Annotated in this window: 13 protein-coding genes, 1 tRNA gene and 1 other RNA gene; 3 read left to right on the forward strand and 12 right to left on the reverse strand. The window is 58.9% G+C overall.

What is annotated here, in order from left to right:
* Nucleotides 1-39 precede the first annotated feature (39 nt).
* Nucleotides 40-1647 carry a dipeptide ABC transporter periplasmic-binding protein DppA gene (dppA, locus tag J9788_RS17675; protein WP_042783430.1) on the reverse strand — a complete coding sequence of 536 codons (1608 nt, stop codon included), beginning with the start codon at nucleotides 1645-1647 and terminating at the stop codon, nucleotides 40-42.
* Nucleotides 1648-2248: 601 nt separating this feature from the next.
* Nucleotides 2249-3940 (reverse strand): glycosyl hydrolase family 18 protein, encoded by a 1692-nt coding sequence (locus tag J9788_RS17680; protein ID WP_033645062.1) that lies wholly within the window; start codon nucleotides 3938-3940, stop codon nucleotides 2249-2251.
* 397 nt (nucleotides 3941-4337) lie between these two features.
* Here J9788_RS17680 and J9788_RS17685 point away from each other — a divergent pair, with 397 nt between their 5' ends.
* Both J9788_RS17685 and J9788_RS17690 read left to right on the forward strand, forming a co-directional pair.
* Complete coding sequence (locus J9788_RS17685) at nucleotides 4338-4625, forward strand: DUF6516 family protein (protein ID WP_182265637.1); 288 nt, start codon at nucleotides 4338-4340, stop codon at nucleotides 4623-4625.
* Nucleotides 4625-4972 carry a glycosyl transferase family 1 gene (locus J9788_RS17690; protein WP_182265672.1) on the forward strand — a complete coding sequence of 116 codons (348 nt, stop codon included), beginning with the start codon at nucleotides 4625-4627 and terminating at the stop codon, nucleotides 4970-4972. The genes J9788_RS17685 and J9788_RS17690 overlap by 1 nt, the downstream gene beginning before the upstream one ends.
* Before the next feature lie 48 nt (nucleotides 4973-5020).
* Here J9788_RS17690 and J9788_RS17695 read toward each other — a convergent pair.
* The 8 genes from J9788_RS17695 to J9788_RS17730 all read right to left on the reverse strand — a co-directional run bounded on the left by J9788_RS17695 (nucleotide 5021) and on the right by J9788_RS17730 (nucleotide 12032).
* Nucleotides 5021-5149: non-coding RNA, RtT sRNA (locus tag J9788_RS17695), on the reverse strand.
* Nucleotides 5150-5185: 36 nt separating this feature from the next.
* Nucleotides 5186-5262: transfer RNA gene (locus tag J9788_RS17700), tRNA-Pro, on the reverse strand.
* A 120-nt stretch (nucleotides 5263-5382) separates the two neighbouring features.
* On the reverse strand, nucleotides 5383-6714 hold the full coding sequence (locus tag J9788_RS17705; RefSeq protein ID WP_182265636.1) for an MFS transporter: 1332 nt from the start codon (nucleotides 6712-6714) through the stop codon (nucleotides 5383-5385).
* Between the two features lie 95 nt (nucleotides 6715-6809).
* Nucleotides 6810-8354 (reverse strand): signal transduction histidine-protein kinase/phosphatase UhpB, encoded by a 1545-nt coding sequence (gene uhpB, locus J9788_RS17710; RefSeq protein ID WP_182265635.1) that lies wholly within the window; start codon nucleotides 8352-8354, stop codon nucleotides 6810-6812.
* On the reverse strand, nucleotides 8351-8941 hold the full coding sequence (gene uhpA, locus J9788_RS17715; RefSeq protein WP_033645065.1) for a transcriptional regulator UhpA: 591 nt from the start codon (nucleotides 8939-8941) through the stop codon (nucleotides 8351-8353). The genes uhpB and uhpA overlap by 4 nt, the downstream gene beginning before the upstream one ends.
* A 119-nt stretch (nucleotides 8942-9060) precedes the next feature.
* Nucleotides 9061-10755, reverse strand: a complete 1695-nt coding sequence (eptB, locus tag J9788_RS17720) for a kdo(2)-lipid A phosphoethanolamine 7''-transferase (RefSeq protein WP_046898812.1) — start codon at nucleotides 10753-10755, stop codon at nucleotides 9061-9063.
* Between the two features lie 226 nt (nucleotides 10756-10981).
* A complete protein-coding gene (locus J9788_RS17725; RefSeq protein WP_004934114.1) occupies nucleotides 10982-11407 on the reverse strand; it encodes an organic hydroperoxide resistance protein in 426 nt (141 codons plus the stop codon).
* 160 nt (nucleotides 11408-11567) lie between these two features.
* The gene (locus J9788_RS17730) at nucleotides 11568-12032 is read right to left on the reverse strand and encodes a MarR family winged helix-turn-helix transcriptional regulator (protein ID WP_033652279.1); all 465 of its coding nucleotides are present in this window, start codon (nucleotides 12030-12032) and stop codon (nucleotides 11568-11570) included.
* Nucleotides 12033-12129: 97 nt separating this feature from the next.
* On the opposite strand from J9788_RS17730, the gene J9788_RS17735 reads away from it, so the two are divergent.
* Nucleotides 12130-12729, forward strand: coding sequence for an HD domain-containing protein (locus tag J9788_RS17735; protein WP_033652280.1), 600 nt, complete (start codon nucleotides 12130-12132; stop codon nucleotides 12727-12729).
* On the opposite strand, the gene J9788_RS17740 is transcribed toward J9788_RS17735, so the two are convergent.
* Nucleotides 12730-14100, reverse strand: a complete 1371-nt coding sequence (locus tag J9788_RS17740) for a carbohydrate porin (RefSeq protein ID WP_370571523.1) — start codon at nucleotides 14098-14100, stop codon at nucleotides 12730-12732. It abuts the gene before it with no gap.
* 150 nt (nucleotides 14101-14250) lie between these two features.
* Nucleotides 14251-15654 carry a glycoside hydrolase family 1 protein gene (locus J9788_RS17745; RefSeq protein ID WP_046898810.1) on the reverse strand — a complete coding sequence of 468 codons (1404 nt, stop codon included), beginning with the start codon at nucleotides 15652-15654 and terminating at the stop codon, nucleotides 14251-14253.
* Nucleotides 15655-15662: the final 8 nt, after the last annotated feature.

Here is a 15662-nt window from a genome sequence, read left to right on the forward strand (position 1 = left end):
CCTGCAAGTCCATTCGTGCATCTCCGGTTTAGGTCGGAATCAGTCTACAGAGACATTCTCGAAGTGATGCTTGCCGAGCGGATCCACGACGTAGCCCTTCACTTCCTTACGCACAGGCTCATACACGGTGGAGTGCGCGACGATCAGCGCCGGAGCCTGATCGTGCATCACCACCTGCGCCTGCTTGTACAGTTCGATGCGTTTGTCGTGGTTGGACTCGGCGCGCGCCGGTTGAATCAGATCTTCAAACGGCTTGTAGCACCAGCGGGAGTAGTTGGAGCCGTCTTTCGCCGCCGCGCAGCTGAACAGCGTGGCGAAGAAGTTGTCCGGATCCCCGTTGTCGCCGGTCCAGCCCATCATCACCGTCTGGTGCTCGCCCGCTTTGGCGCGCTTGAGGTATTCACCCCACTCATAGGTCACGATTTTGGCTTTCACGCCGATCTTGGCCCAGTCGGCCTGGATCATTTCCGCCATGCGGCGCGCGTTCGGGTTGTAAGGACGCTGTACCGGCATCGCCCACAGGTCGATGCTGAAACCGTCGGCCATGCCCGCTTCTTTCAGCAGTTCTTTCGCCTTGGCCGGATCGTAAGCGTAATCCTGCACCGCGTCGTTATAGCCCCACATGGTCGGCGGGATCAGGTTCTTGGCCGCCTGGCCCGCGCCCTGATAAACCGCGTCGATGATCGCCTGCTTGTTGACCGCCATGGTCAACGCCTGACGCACCTTCACGTTATCCAGCGGTTTTTTCTCGGTGTTGAACGACAGGTAACCCACGTTCAGCCCCGGCTGCTCCATCAGGTTGATGGATTTGTCCTGCTTCATGCGGGCGATATCGGCCGGGTTCGGGAACGGCATCACCTGGCATTCGTTTTTCTGCAGCTTGGCGTAACGCACGGAAGCGTCAGGCGTGATGGAGAACACCAGACGATCGATCTTCGGCTTGGTGCCCCAGAAACCGTCGAACGCCTTGTACAGGATTTTGGAGTCTTTCTGGTATTGCAACAGCTGGAACGGGCCGGTGCCGATCGGGTTCAGGTCGACTTTTTCCGGCGTACCGGCTTTCATCATGACGTCAGCGTATTCGGCGGACAGGATGGACGCGAAGTCCATGCCCAGGTCAGCCAGGAACGGCGCCTCCGGGCGGTTCAGCACGAAACGCACGGTGTTGTCGTCTACTTTTTCGATCTTGGCGATCAGCTTCGGCATGTCCATGCCTTCAAAGTATTCGTAACTGCCGCCGGACACTTTGTGGTAGGCGTTATTGGCATCCAACTGGCGTTCGAAGGAGAACACCACGTCGTCGGCGTTGAAGTCGCGCGTCGGTTTGAAATCTTTGCTGCTCTGCCACTTCACGCCTTTGCGCAGGTGGAAGGTATAGGTTTTGCCGTCTTCGCTGACGTCCCACTTCTCAGCCAGGCCCGGCTGCAGTTCGGTGGTGCCGACTTTGAATTCGACCAGGCGGTTGTAGATCGGTACCGAACTGGCGTCGTAGGTGGTGCCGGAGGTGAACAGCTGCGGGTTGAACCCTTCCGGGGAACCTTCAGAACAGTAAACCAACGTCTTGGCCTGTACGCTGGCCGCCACGGTCAGCGCGATCAGCCCAATGCCGAATTTCAGAACCCCCGATTTACCCAAGGAACGTGTCATCGTTAGTGCTCCATTGTGTGATGTGATGTGTGTAATTGCCGCCAGACCTGTATTTTTTATTGCGTGGCCTGTGCGGTCAGCGCCCGAAGGCAGAAGGCGTACGATGAGAGGATGCCGGATGGAACGCATCGCGACGGGGACGTCTGAGCGCGTGGAATTCACTCAAACAACTCTCGCTCTTACCCCTGAGGCTATCAAGTTGCCAACTGTTTGGGGTGTCGTCAATATAACCAGTGGGGATTTACGCAGACTGTGAGAAACAGCAAACAAACATAAAAAAAACCTTTTGTTAACAGTTCCAGCATGAAAATTTATGCTAAGCGGTCATTTTTAGCGCATTGGTCTGACCCTGATAAATTTACTGGTTTTAAACTCCGCTAAAAAACCCCAAAACTTTGTTGCTGAACGATGAATATCTGAACGGTTATTTTTGTGATCGCCGTTAAAGACAGAAGGAAATGCTGAAGGATTACCCAAAAGGGTGAGTCCGATGAGCGCATTTTTCGCCGGGCAGGCCCACAATCTGTGCGGCGTAAAAAAACTTTCGGCGGCGAAAAAGCCGGGGGCGAAAGGATATCCCCCGGCAACGCACTGCAACCGATTATTGAACGCCGGCGCTGTTGCCCAGGCTGGCGTTCATGCTGTTGAGAATATCGCCGTTGTCCGCGTCGATCTCCCAGGAGAACAGGCCGCCCAGCTGCTTATCCAACACGTACTTGCCTTTGGCCTGCACCGAGCGGGCATCGTCAAAGGTGATCAGATCGCCGGTGGAAGGTTTGAACACGTAAGGCGCTTCCGCCGTGGCGTCGTAGGTGTACTGCCACTCGCCGCTCATGAACTGGCTGGCGATCTGCCGGTAGTCCACGATGCCGTTCTCCCAGGTGCCTTTGACCGGCCCGGTGGCGGTGCCGGTGAACGGAATGTTGTTCTGGTAGCCGTTCACGCCGGTCCAACCGCGGCCATACATGGCGGTGCCGACCACGATCTTGCCCGGCTTGACGCCCTGCGCCAGCAGCGCATTCACGCCGTTCACCGTGGTGTAGGCGGTGTCCGGTTTCCAGGCCGGCGCATTCAGCGCGGTCTGATGCCCCAGGTTTTTCAGATCGAAGGCGCCGTAGAAGTCGTAGCTCATCAGGAAGATGTGATCCATCGAGTTCTGCGCGACGTTGTATGCCACCTTATCGATCTTGTCCTTGCCGGCGCTGATGGCGGAGGTCAGCTCATACTTGCGGCCGGTTTCCGCCGACAGCTGATCCAGCATCGCCCGCAGTTCTTTCATCAGCAGCACATAGGTTTCCCCGTCCTGAGGGCTGCCCAGATTCGGGTTGGCGCCTTTGCCGCCCGGGAACTCCCAGTCGATATCCACGCCGTCGAAGAACTTCCAGGTCTGCAGGAACTCTTTCACCGAGCCGACGAAGCGATCGCGCTTCACCTTGTCGCCCATGAAGAAGAACGGATCGGACAGCGTCCAGCCGCCGATCGACGGCAGGATTTTCAGATCGGGACGCGCCTGCTTCAGCGCCATCAGCTGGCCAAAGTTGCCCTTGTAGGGGTCATCCCAGGCGGTGACGCCCTTCTGCGCTTTTTGCAGCGCGGCGAACGGATCGTGGATAGAGACTTTGAAATCCTCGCGGCCCTGGCAGGAGCGCTGCAGCGCCTGGAAGCTACCTTCGATCTCTTTCAGGCTGTCGTTGATGCCGTTGCCGCCGCAGATCGGGATAAAGCCGTACAGCAGGTGAGTCAGGTTCTGCGCCGGGATCTTGTCGACGGTGAAATTGCGCCCGTAAACGCCCCACTCGACGAAATAAGAACCGACGACTTTGCCGGAATTCTGTTTATACGGTTTATTCTTTTCCAGCAGCGGCTCTTTCAACGGCGCCAAATGGCTGCCGTCGGTGTCGGCCACCACAATTTCAGTGGCGTCGCTGGCGGTGCAGCCGTCGGCATTGCACAATGCCACCTGCATTTGATAACGGCCGCCTTTATTGACTTTAAAATTCGCCGTACCGGAAGAACCGGTTGAAGGGCCGCTCCACGCCTCTTTGCCATTTAATAAAATCTTGGCCGTCGTGCCCGCGTCGCCATTCCATAAATTCCAGGAGACCGAAACATCGGCGGCATTTTTTACCTTCACCAGATTATTATAAGCGGTAGCCGCCTGGTCAACTTCAACGATAGCGAACTTGGTGTTACCCCAGGCGATGGTCGGCTTGCCCGGCGCGGCGGCCTGCGCCGCGGAACACAGCGTGCTGCCGATCAACAGCGCCAACAGCGGTTTATTAAATTTGCGCATAACTGATTCCTTTATTCCGAGAGGATAAACATAAAAGAGTTAATCGTCGCGATGCATTGCCGAAGCGAAAAAATTCCGCAATAATCCTCGAAGATTAAAATCAATAAATAGCAACAGCGTCTTTCCACGTGGCGAAATAATCATTCCCACCGCGTACATTCAGACTATAAATAAAAAAGGCGTGAAAACAAGAGCGCTATCCACTGGGTTTTATTCAGCAAGTGTGAATTTATTTTAATATAAATAAAAGAAAGCACGACAAATAAGGATAGTGAATTTTTTATTAAGGAAAGATAAATATTTATCAGGATTACACCACACTCCGCAGTCAGGGTGTTGTCATTATTGACAACACCCTGACTGTGTTGGTACTGTGAACAACACTTAAGGAAAGAGCATGCCTTCGCAGCTAATTTACCAAGACAGGATCCCCCTGCCACCTGCCGCATTTGCACAACTCGTTATTTGGCGGGTAGAGCCGCCCGTCAGGGCCAGCGGCCACTGTTATAAATACCGATTTGCCTATGTAAAAGACGGCATTTGTCGACTGCGCTATGACAATGAAGCGGGCAAAGGCGATCACAAACATATCGATGGCAAAGAAGAGCCGCTTAATTTCACGACCATTGATGCCTTGCTCGACAGTTTCTGGCGCGAGGTTATGCAGCTTACAGAGGAGTCATGATGAACACAGTCACCATTCGAGTCGCTTCAGTCGAAGAAATGAAACTCGCACTGAAGGAAGCCGCAACAGGCCAGCAAAGCGCTCAAGGGCATTACATCACATTCCTGGATTGGGAGCGGCTGTGGAAAACCTTATCACCCAAGAAAATGCATATCTTGCATACCATGACCGGCGCCGGCGAGCTTTCCATTCGGGAAGTTGCACGCCGAGTGAAACGCGATGTGAAAGCGGTGCATACCGATCTGCAGGCGCTGTTAGGCTGCGGCATCGTCGATAAAGGTCAACGAGGCGTGATTTTCCCCTATGACGAAATCCATTTTGACTTCGTTGTAGGCAAAGCCGCCTAAACGACAGGCGAAAAAAAACCTGCTTTAAAAAGCAGGTTTTTCAAATGGTGGTCGGCGAGAGAGGATTACGCGCATCATTGATGCGCGCCCTGCGGGCCGTTGCTGAAGCAACGTTGTCTCGCTTCGCGAGGCTCGAACCTCCTGCGGAGGTACTCATCCTCATAAACGACAGGCGAAAAAAAACCTGCTTTAAAAAGCAGGTTTTTCGAATGATGGTCGGCGAGAGAGGATTCGAACCTCCGACCCACTGGTCCCAAACCAGTTGCGCTACCAAGCTGCGCTACTCGCCGATGCGGGGCGCATCTTACTGCTGGCGGTTATAGGCGTCAATCACTTTTTTTCCCCTGCATTTCAAGTGGTGATAAAAGCGCCATAATGCGCTGCACCGGGGGTTGCGCAGCGCATTTTACTCAGGCTTTGGCGGTTTTCAGCGCCGGCGTCTGTGCACGCAGGAACGGCAGCAGGAACAGCGCCGACAGGCAGGCGGCGATGGAAATCACCACGAAGAAACCGTTCCAGTGCCAGATTTCCATCACCCGCGCGATCGGGTAGCCGGACAGCGCCGCGCCCAGGTAGGCGAACAGGCCGACGAAACCGGTCGCCGCGCCCGCCGCATCTTTATGCGAGCACTCCGCCGCCGCCATGCCAATCAGCATCTGCGGGCCGAAGATGAAGAAGCCGATGGCGAAGAAGCAGCAGGCCTGCAGCAGGTAGGTGACGCCCGGCATCAGCCACAGCGCCGCTACCGACAGGAAGATGCCGATGGCGAAGATCAGGTTCATCGGGCCGCGGTTGCCGCGGAACAGCTTGTCGGAACCCCAACCGGCCACCAGCGAACCGATAAAGCCGCCCACTTCAAACAGCGAAATGGCCGAGTTGGCGGTCATCAGCGAATAGCCCTTTTCCTGCGTCAGATAGAGGTTGCCCCAGTCGTTGATCGCGGTGCGCACGATGTACACCAGTACGTAAGAGACCGCCAGCAGCCAGATGTACTTGTTGGTCAGCACGTAGCGCTTGATGATCTCGCGGTTGCTCAGCCCCTGGCCTTCCGATTCCTGCACCAGCTCCATGGCGTCGTTGCGCCATTTGCCAACGCTCGGCAGCCCCAGGGTAGATGGCTTGTCGCGCAGGCGCCAGCACATCAGCAGGCCGAGCACCACGCCGATGATGCCGGGAATGATCATGCCGTAACGCCAGCTGAAGTGCAGCGAGATAAAGCCCACCAGCAGCGGGATCAGCGCGCCGCCGACGTTGTGCGACGTGTTCCAAATCGCCCACCAGCTGCCGCGCTCGGAGCGCGAATACCAGCTGGTGAGGATTTTGGAGCACGGCGGCCAGCCCCAACCCTGGAAGAAGGCATTGAGGATCCACAGCGTGCCGAGCATCAGCAGCGACGAACTGAGGCCGAAGAAGATATTCAGCACCCCAGTCATGATCAGGCCCAGCCCCATAAAGTAACGCGGGTTGGAACGATCGCTGATCATGCCGGAAATGAATTTCGAGCAGCCGTAGGTGATGTAGAACAGCGTGCCGAGGATGCCGACGTCGGACATCGTCAGGCCCAGATCGCTCAGCATCGCCGGCATGATGAAGTTGAAGCTTTTGCGCGTGAAGTAAAACGCGGCGTAGCCGATGTACATGGTGCACATCAGCTGGATGCGCCAGTATTTGTAGCTGGCGTCGATCTGCCGTTGATCGGTGACCTGCGGCACATCCGGGCGGCTTTTAAGGAAAGACCACATGTGGAACCTCAGAGGATTGAATAAAGTGCCGCTATGATGCTCCCCGCGCGCGCGGGAGGCTTACGCCGGATTCCCGACGCGGTTAGGAGTTTTTCCTAGTTTTGCGCTTGCGCCGGTGAAACTGTGGGCAAGATCACACTCAAACAGGCGCCCCGCTCAGAGGTGAGCCGCAGGCTGCCGCCGAGGGCGCTGATGCGCTCCTGCATGCCGCGCAGGCCGTACCCCGGCTGATGGTGGTCCGCATCGAAGCCCACGCCGTTATCGCGGATGGTCAGGGCAATCTGCGGCGCGGCGCCTTTGCGCGACCGCAAGCGCGCGTCCAATTCCAGGCGGCTGGCGCCGGCGTGGCGGCACACATTGGTCACCCCTTCCTGGCACACCCGGTACAGCGTGATTTTCAGCGTTTCATCCAGCAGTTCGTCCGGCACCTGCCACTGCATGCTGCTCACCAGCGAGGCGTCCTGCGGCAGCGACTCCCGCAGCATCGCCGCCACCGCCGCCGACAGCGGCAGGTTGTTCAGCGCCGCCGGCCACAGCTGGGTCAGCACATCATGCACCCCATCGTAGACCCGCAGCGCCAACGCATCGATGGTATCGGCGCAGCCGATCACCGCCGGCTCCGGCGCCAGGCGTTTGACGATGCTGGCCTGTGTGCGGATCACGGTGATGGTCTGCCCCACTTCATCGTGCAGCTCGCGCGCCACCTCGCGCCGGGTTTGTTCCTCCGCCGTCACCAGCGCCCGCGCCAGCTGCCGGTTCTCCGCCAACCGCAGCCGCAGCTGCTGATTCAGTTCGCGCTGGCGCTGAATACCGGCGCCCAGCAGCAGCCCGGTCAGGCTTTGGGCCAGCAGCGACAACAGCAAGTCGCGGTGCGACTCGGGCTGCGGCGGCTCGTTGACCATCAGCGCCACGCCGTTGAGCAGCGTCGCCAACAGCGCGCCCTGCCAGCCATAACGGTAAGACATGAACACGATCGGGATCGCCAGGCAGAAAGGCGCAAAGCGGCGCAGCTCGGCGGCGTTAACCTGCTGCTGCAGCCAGATGCTGAATGCAAACAGCAGCAGATAGCTGGCCAGGTGGCCCAGGCGCAGCTCCACCGGCTTGTGGATCAGCCCCGGCTCCAGCGGAACCCAGATTTGGCGCGCCAGATAGTGCCACAACAGCAGGCAGGTCGGCGCGATGGTGAAACCGCCGGTCAGGCCGAGCAGCAGCGCGCGGGCGCCTTCGCCGCTGACCAGCTGCCACACCAACGCCTGCAGCAAGGCGGCGATGGCGACCACCGCGCCCTGCAACAGCGGCCAGCGCCATTCGCTGTCGCTCTGCTGATGGCGCAACAGCCACGGCGAGGCCAGCAGGCTGAGCAGCACCGTCAGCACCAGCACCGCCACCGACGCCCACAGCGCCGGGCCGTAGCCGTACTGGTCCGCCAGCAGCGCCATCAGCAGCAGATCGGCCAGCAGGATCCCCGGCCAGAAACGGTACGGGCTCTGCAGCAAAATGCCCATGCGCAGGCCGAACGGGAACAGCAACAGCGCCTGCCAGGGCGGGTCGATCAGCGCGGTGCCGATGCCCCACAGGCAAAATGCGCTGGCGGCATAGATGAAGAACAGCGCCAGCTGGGTGATCAGACGCTGCGTCACAGGTTCAGCATCCGTCTGGCCAGCTCGACATTATTGGTGATGCCCAGCTTGGCGAACAGGTTGGCGCGATGCACATGCACCGTCTTCGGCGACAGCCCCAGCGCGGCGGCGATCTCGCGCACCTCCTGGCCCTGCGCCAGCAATAGCGCTATCTCGCGCTCGCGGCGGGTCAACGGATCCACCTTCACCCGCGCCAGCTGCTGGGCGATTTCCGGCATCAGATAGACGCCGCCGCCGGCGACGGTGCGCACGGCGGTGATCAGATCTTCCGGCTTGCAGCGCTTGGAGAGAAAGCCGCTGGCGCCGCGTTCCAGCGCCATTTCCACCAGCGCCGGATTATCGTGCATCGACAGCATCACCACGCGGATGCCGGAGGGAATGTCCGCCAGCAGATCCAATCCGCTGCCGTCGGGCATCGAAATGTCGCAAATGCAGATTTCCGCCTCCAGCCCCGGCAGGCCGGCACGCGCCTGCGCCGCGCTGCTGAACTCGCCCACCACCTGAATATCGGCCTCCAGCGACAGCAGCTGCACAAAGCCCGAACGCACAATGTCATGATCGTCGATAAACGCCACGCGCAGGGTCATGGAAATCTCCGGTTAGCAGGGAAAGTGCGCAAGTATACCGTATGCACACACCGGAATAATTGATGAAGAGAATGTATTGGCGGAAATTACCGGGTGCGCAAGGCACCCGGCGGGAGGGATTACAGGCGGGCAGGCGCCGTTTTATTCTGCGGGAGATGGCACCAGTTGTTTTTATCCACGATGCCGCCGTTCGGCGAGGTGTAGCCGAGGCAACCGAGGACGGTGTCGAACAGCTCGACGTGACGGTGCGTTCTGCCGATGCGTTGCTGCGCCTGCAGCTGCTCAAAGGCGCTCAGGTGCTGCGGGTTCTCGAGGAATTTGTCCGACGCCCACACCATCATCGGCACGCGGAATTGTTCCGGCGGCGCCATTTCGCGCGGCGTGCCGTGCAGGTGCGTATTCTCGCCGATCGACTCGCCGTGATCGGCGGCATAGAACACGATGGCCTTCTTGTCCCGCACCTGGTCGATCACATTACTGATAAAGCTGTCGGTATACAGCACCGTATTGTCGAAGGCGTTGATCAGCTGCGCCTTGGTGCAGGAGTCATCCACCCCCATGCACTCCGGTTGATAGCGCGCATAGCTGCGCGGATAACGCTGCGAGTACAGGTAGTGCGAGCCTTTGGTATGCAGGATCACCAGGTGTTTGCCCTTCGGATAACGCGCCAGCGACTCCTTCATTTCGTCCACCAGCAGCATATCGTCGACCGCCTTGCCGTCGTTGCGCTTCTCGGACGCGATCATCTCGCGGAACGAATAGTTGTTCACCTCGGTGTTGTTGTAGAACCACACCTCACTCTGCATGGCGAACAGCTCGGAAGAGAAGCCCAGTTCCTTCATCACCGCGAACACGTTTTGCTCTTTCAGCGTGCGCTGCGGGTTGTCCTCGGTGCCGCCTTCGCGCACGAACATGCAGCGCAGCGACAGCTTGGTGGCGGTGTCGCAAGACTCGCCGCGGAACGCCACCAGATTCTTCTCTTTCGACAGGCGCGGCGTAGTATCGCGCTCGTAGCCCAGCATGCCCATGTGATCCCAGCGCGTGGTCTCGCCGATGATGAACACCACGTAGGTATCGTCGATGCCCGCAGGCGGCACATAGGTGAAGTGTTTGCCCGGATCGAACAGCGTGCTCTGATCCTGACTTTCGTCATAGCGGGTATAGGCGAACAGCCCCAGCGCCGACAGCCAGTTAGACGGCAGGTACGAATGCGCCACCACGCCGCCGTAGCTCGGCAGATCGACGTTGGCGAGCTTCTCCTGCACGCTTTGCTCGTCGTCCAGCATGCGCAGCGGCAGCCAGACCAACGCCACCACCGCCAACAACACCAGCAGCGGTTTGATGCGGTGGCCGGGGGTTTTCAGCTGTTCGATCAGGGTGAAGCGCAGGCTGTTTTTCCAGATCAGCAGCAGCGGCAAGGCGCTGAGCGCCACCATCCACAGCACGAAATGCAGGCCGACCACCTCTTTCGACAGATCGATATCGGTGGTCATCACCGACACCACGATGCCGTAGCCGATCACCACGTTGAAAAACGTCATGTAGTAGCTGGCGGCAACCGAAATCAGCACCAGCAGCGAGGCGACGATGCGATAAAACAGCCGGCCGCCGAGCGATACCAGCCGCATGATGAAGAACGTGAACAGGACGATAGCGATGACTTCCGTCACCGCCGAAATAAGCTTAATTCCCTGAATGCCGTGCGCCAGCGAATCAAAACGGCGATAAAAAACGGACAGGTTTAGAAAGATGCCGATATAGATCGCTAACAATAACGATAAATTCTGCTGTGATAGCGATTTAACTTTGTTCATGTAACGCGGTGGCTCCGGGGACGGTGTAGCGGTTCTGACTCAGTCAGACACTGATTGCGGCTTCTGGTTCAGCCAACCGGCAATAAGCGTTATTTTGCGAGTAATAATCAAGAGAATTCTCACAAAACGGGCAAAATTTACCGCTTTTTTGAGCACTTTTCAGACGGGATATCAAAGAAAATGGAGGGATAAACCCTCCATTTTTTCCATGGTGTCGGCAAAAAACTTACTTAACGTTCAGCGTAACGTCGATATTGCCGCGGGTGGCGTTGGAATACGGGCACACCACGTGCGCCTTTTTCACCAGATCTTCCGCCACGCTGCGCTCGATGCCCGGCAGCGAAATATCCAACTGCACTTCGATGCCGAAGCCGTTCGGGATTTCACCGATGCCGACGGTGCCGTCGATCTTCGCTTCGGCCGGGATTTTGACCTTTTCTTTCGCCGCGACAAACTTCAACGCGCCGAGGAAACAGGCCGAGTAACCGGCGGCGAACAGCTGCTCGGGGTTGGTGACTTCGCCGCCGGCGCCGCCCATCTCTTTCGGTACGCCCAGTTTCACGTCCAACACGCCGTCGGAGGAGGTTGCACGGCCGTCGCGGCCACCGGTTGCGGTGGCGTGAGCGCGGTAAACCACTTTCTCAATAGACATCGTTCATTCCTTCTTGCTGGTTGGCGAGATGACAACGGCCCCCGCGAGGGGTAGCCGGTCACAGATATATCTTTTACGATTAAATCGTGCACTACTTATTTTTGACGCTTATTAACCAGTGTAGACCACCCCTGCCGTTCTTGCGTCCGGCGTCGGTGGGTCAAATCTGATCGATCAGGCTGCCGCGCAGCTTTTCCAGCTGCTGTTTGAGCGAGACGATCTCGTCCAGGCTGCAGTCGGTGGCGCACATCACCGCCTCGGGCACCGACTGCGCCCGTTCACGCAGCGCGCGGCCGGCGTCGGTGAGCGCGATGATCACCTGGCGCTCGTCGGTGGTGGCGCGATAGCGCACCAGCAAACCGGCGGTTTCCAGCCGTTTCAGCAGCGGCGTCAGCGTGGCGGAATCGAGGAACAGCCGCTCGCCGATATCCGATACCGTCACCCGATCGCGTTCCCACAGCACCATCATCACCAGATACTGCGGGTAGGTGAGCTCGAGCTGATTCAACAGCTTGCGGTAGACTTTGTGCAGCGCCAGGTTGGCGGAGTACAGCGCGAAACAGAGCTGCTGATCGAGCAGCAGCAGGTTCTTCGCGTTGGGTTGTTCGGTATCGGTGCTTTTCATGTGAGTGAATATAGATAGCGCACGATGTAATCGCAAGCTATTTCTTGTGAGGTATGCTACATTTTTTTCATGCAGAGGATGCCGGGAGGGAAAGGAAATGACGAATACGCTTGCAGAACGCGCGCGCCGCTACGCCACCAAGGCGCATGCGGCCATCGATCAGCGCCGCAAATACACCAACGATCCGTACATCGTCCACCCGCAGGCGGTCATGGAGCTGGTGCGCAGCGTGCCGCACACCGAAGAGATGCTGGCGGCCGCCTGGCTGCATGACACGGTGGAAGACACGCCCACCACCCTCGGCGATATCGAAAGCCACTTTGGGCCGCAGGTAGCAGAGCTGGTGCGGATGTTAACCAACGTCAGCCACGCCGAGGACGGCAACCGCTTCGAGCGTAAAAACCGCGATCGGCGCCACAGCGCCGGCGCATCGCCGCAGGCCAAAACCATCAAACTGGCGGATCTGATCGACAACACCCGCTCGCTGCTGGACTACGACAGCCACTTCGCCCAAACCTATCTGATCGAGAAACAGCGCCTGCTGGAAGTGCTGACCGAAGGCGACCCGACGCTGTGGCGCCAGGCCAGCCATATCGTCGAACAGGGGCTGCTCAGATTACAGCAGCCGCCGCACAACGTGCCGGCCAGCTGGTTTGAGCACGCCCGCCGGCGCTACCGCGAGAACGACGCGGCCTGATCAGAAGGTCACCACCGTTTTCAACGCCGTCACCCAGGCGTCCTGCGTCTCGCTGACGCCCGCCGGATGATGCCAGTATTGCAGGCCCGGCTGCAGCTGCAGCCACGGCGTGACGTTAACGCGGTAGTACAGCTCCGCCGTCACCGAGTGGCCCGGCACCGGCCGGTAGTTCGGATCGTGATAATCGCTGATGCCGCTCATCTCGTTGAGGTAACGCTGATTGTCTTTATAGCGGTCGCTCAGTTTCACCACCGAAACGCCCAGCCCCAGCCAGTCGTCCGGCCGCGCATCGAACAGCCCGCGATAGCGGATGCCGGTCGAAGTGGACCAGTGCAGGTAGTTGCTGCGCTGATCCCCCAGCCCCAGGCTGTAGAACACGCTCAGGCCACGGTTGACGTCATCCGCATGGCGCGTCACCTGCTGGTTGAAACCGGTATACAGGAACCAGGTGCGATCGTGGCTGCGATAGCCCTGCGGATCGCTGGCGCCCGGCCCGCCAGATACCCCTTCATAAAGATCGCGCTGGCGCGCATTGGTAAACAACACGCCCAGGTTATACACCCCCGGCAGCTGGTTGACGGCGTGGGTTTTCAGCTCCAGCTCCATCGGCAACAGAAAGCCTTTGCTGCCCTTGGTGGACCAACTCCAGGCGTGGCTGCGGCTGGGGGCGCTCGGGTTCTGCTCCATCACGCCGCCCTTGAGCGTCAGGCCGTCGGTCAGCTTGTATTGCAGCGTGGTGCCCCAGTAATGCACGTTCCAGTTGTACCAGGTCAACGAGTTGGCGGACTTGCCGCCGCACAGCGTCAGCGTTTGGAAATCGCAGGGGATGATCTGATCGAAATCCTGCACCTTGTTCATCATGCCGATACGCCATTGCAGCCGGCTGTCGAGGAAGGAACGGCTGAAGGTCAACCAGCCCAGCCGGGTGATCGACTGCCCGCCAAAGCTCTCCTGCGACAGATCGGTCAGGCCGACGCGCGGATCCTGCAGCCGATCGCGGGTCAGGTTGTTGTCATGGTTGCGGTTGACGATATTGCCTTCGATCGCCGCGTCCGGAATGCCGGTCAGCGCCTGCAGATCCTGGCTGAAGGTCAGCGAAAATTGGTCAATGTACGACGCCTGTTTATCGTGGTTGTAACCGCCGCCGGCGTTATACGACAGCTGGCTGAGGTAGCCGAGATTATAGTGGAAACCGTGATCCTCCAGGATCGGCCTGATCCCCAGCATATCCCCCAACAGCCCAGGCTGCGGCGGTTCAAAGCCGAGCGCCACCCCTTCCCATTTGGCGGTGGGAGCTTCAACGTCCTTGCCGGTTTGCAGCGTTTCCGCCTGCGCCTGGCTACAGAGCAGCGCCAGCGCCGCCAGGGTCATGGAACAAGGTAATAAGCTTTTCATCATTATTATATTTCTCCGCATAACGGCTGACTGCGGGCAACAGCATTCCCTGGGAGAGAATTTCCCATCATGAACAGCAGCGAATAAGGTTAGTTAACGCCCGGCACTTGCCGCCGGGCTGAAGGGTTAGCGCCGGTCTTTCAGGCTGGCGCCGTTGCTGTGGATCACATCGCGGTACCAGTAGAAACTCTTCTTGCGGCGGCGCTCGAGGCTACCGTTGCCGGCATCGTCTCTGTCCACGTGAATGAAGCCGTAGCGCTTCGACATTTCGGCCTTCGAGGCGCTGACCAGATCGATCGGCCCCCAGCTGGTGTAGCCCATCACCTCGACACCGTCGTCGATCGCCTCAGCCACCTGTACCAGATGGTCATTGAGGTAGTTGATGCGGTAGTCGTCGTTGATGCTGCCGTCGGCCTCGACGCGGTCTTTGGCGCCCAGCCCGTTCTCGACGATGAACAACGGCTTCTGATAGCGGTCGTACAGCACGTTGAGCAGGTAGCGTAGCCCGATCGGGTCGATTTGCCACCCCCACTCCGAACTGGCCAGGTGCGGGTTCGGCACCATATCGAGAATGTTGCCGCGCGCCGTTTCGTACTGCTCCGGGTCGGCGGTAACGCAGCCGCTCATGTAGTAGCTGAACGAGATGAAGTCGATGGTTTCGCGCAGCGTTTGCCGATCTTCCTCGGTGATCGCCACCTGAATGCCGTTTTCACGGAAGAAGCGCTGCATGTAGGCCGGGTAATAGCCGCGCGCCTGCACGTCGCCGAAGAACAGCCAGTCGCGGTTTTGCCGCTGGGTTTCCAGCAGATCTTCCGGCTTGCAGCTCAGCGGATACAGAATGCCGCCCAGCAGCATGTTGCCGATTTTCCCCTCCGGCACGATCTCGTGACAGGCCTTCACCGCTCTGGCGCTGGCCACCAGCTGATGGTGGATCGCCTGATAGACGGCGCTCTTGTCGCTCTCTTGCGGCAGGCCAACCCCGGTGAAGGGCGCGTGCAGCGACATGTTGATCTCATTGAAGGTCAGCCAGTGTTTAACCTTGTGCTTATAGCGTTCGAACACGGTGCGCGCATAGCGCTCGAAGAAATCGATGGTGCGGCGATCGCCCCAGCCGCCGTAGCGCTTCACCAGACCGTAAGGCATCTCATAGTGCGACAGCGTGATCAGCGGCTGAATGCCGTATTTCGCCATCTCATCGAACAGCCGATCGTAAAACGCCAGCCCGGCTTCGTTCGGGGTCTCTTCGTCGCCCTGCGGGAAAATGCGCGTCCAGGCGATCGAGGTGCGCAGGCACTTGAAACCCATCTCGGCGAACAGCGCGATATCCTCCGGGTAACGATGATAGAAATCGATCGCCACGTCCTTGATGCCGCTGTCGCCCGCCGTGCGCGGCGTGATGGCGCCGAAGATGCCCTGCGGCTGCAGATCGGAGGTCGACAGCCCCTTGCCGTCGGCCTGATACGCGCCTTCTACCTGGTTCGCCGCTACCGCGCCGCCCCACAGGAAATGTTGCGGAAACTTGCCGTTCATCGCTTGCT

Origin of the sequence: Serratia sp. X10, from assembly GCF_017811775.1 — a bacterium.
Lineage (GTDB): Bacteria > Pseudomonadota > Gammaproteobacteria > Enterobacterales > Enterobacteriaceae > Serratia > Serratia ureilytica.

Excerpts from the sequence above, each read along its gene's own strand:
- J9788_RS17740 (WP_370571523.1), bottom strand. The coding sequence starts at position 14,100 with ATGACCCTGGCGGCGCTGGCGCTGCTCTGTAGCCAGGCGCAGGCGGAA.
- J9788_RS17745 (WP_046898810.1), bottom strand. The coding sequence starts at position 15,654 with ATGAACGGCAAGTTTCCGCAACATTTCCTGTGGGGCGGCGCGGTAGCG.
- J9788_RS17725 (WP_004934114.1), bottom strand. The coding sequence starts at position 11,407 with ATGTCTATTGAGAAAGTGGTTTACCGCGCTCACGCCACCGCAACCGGT.
- uhpA (WP_033645065.1), bottom strand. The coding sequence starts at position 8,941 with ATGACCCTGCGCGTGGCGTTTATCGACGATCATGACATTGTGCGTTCG.
- J9788_RS17680 (WP_033645062.1), bottom strand. The coding sequence starts at position 3,940 with ATGCGCAAATTTAATAAACCGCTGTTGGCGCTGTTGATCGGCAGCACG.
- J9788_RS17705 (WP_182265636.1), bottom strand. The coding sequence starts at position 6,714 with ATGTGGTCTTTCCTTAAAAGCCGCCCGGATGTGCCGCAGGTCACCGAT.
- J9788_RS17730 (WP_033652279.1), bottom strand. The coding sequence starts at position 12,032 with ATGAAAAGCACCGATACCGAACAACCCAACGCGAAGAACCTGCTGCTG.
- eptB (WP_046898812.1), bottom strand. The coding sequence starts at position 10,755 with ATGAACAAAGTTAAATCGCTATCACAGCAGAATTTATCGTTATTGTTA.
- J9788_RS17690 (WP_182265672.1), top strand. The coding sequence starts at position 4,625 with ATGAACACAGTCACCATTCGAGTCGCTTCAGTCGAAGAAATGAAACTC.
- dppA (WP_042783430.1), bottom strand. The coding sequence starts at position 1,647 with ATGACACGTTCCTTGGGTAAATCGGGGGTTCTGAAATTCGGCATTGGG.
- J9788_RS17735 (WP_033652280.1), top strand. The coding sequence starts at position 12,130 with ATGACGAATACGCTTGCAGAACGCGCGCGCCGCTACGCCACCAAGGCG.
- J9788_RS17685 (WP_182265637.1), top strand. The coding sequence starts at position 4,338 with ATGCCTTCGCAGCTAATTTACCAAGACAGGATCCCCCTGCCACCTGCC.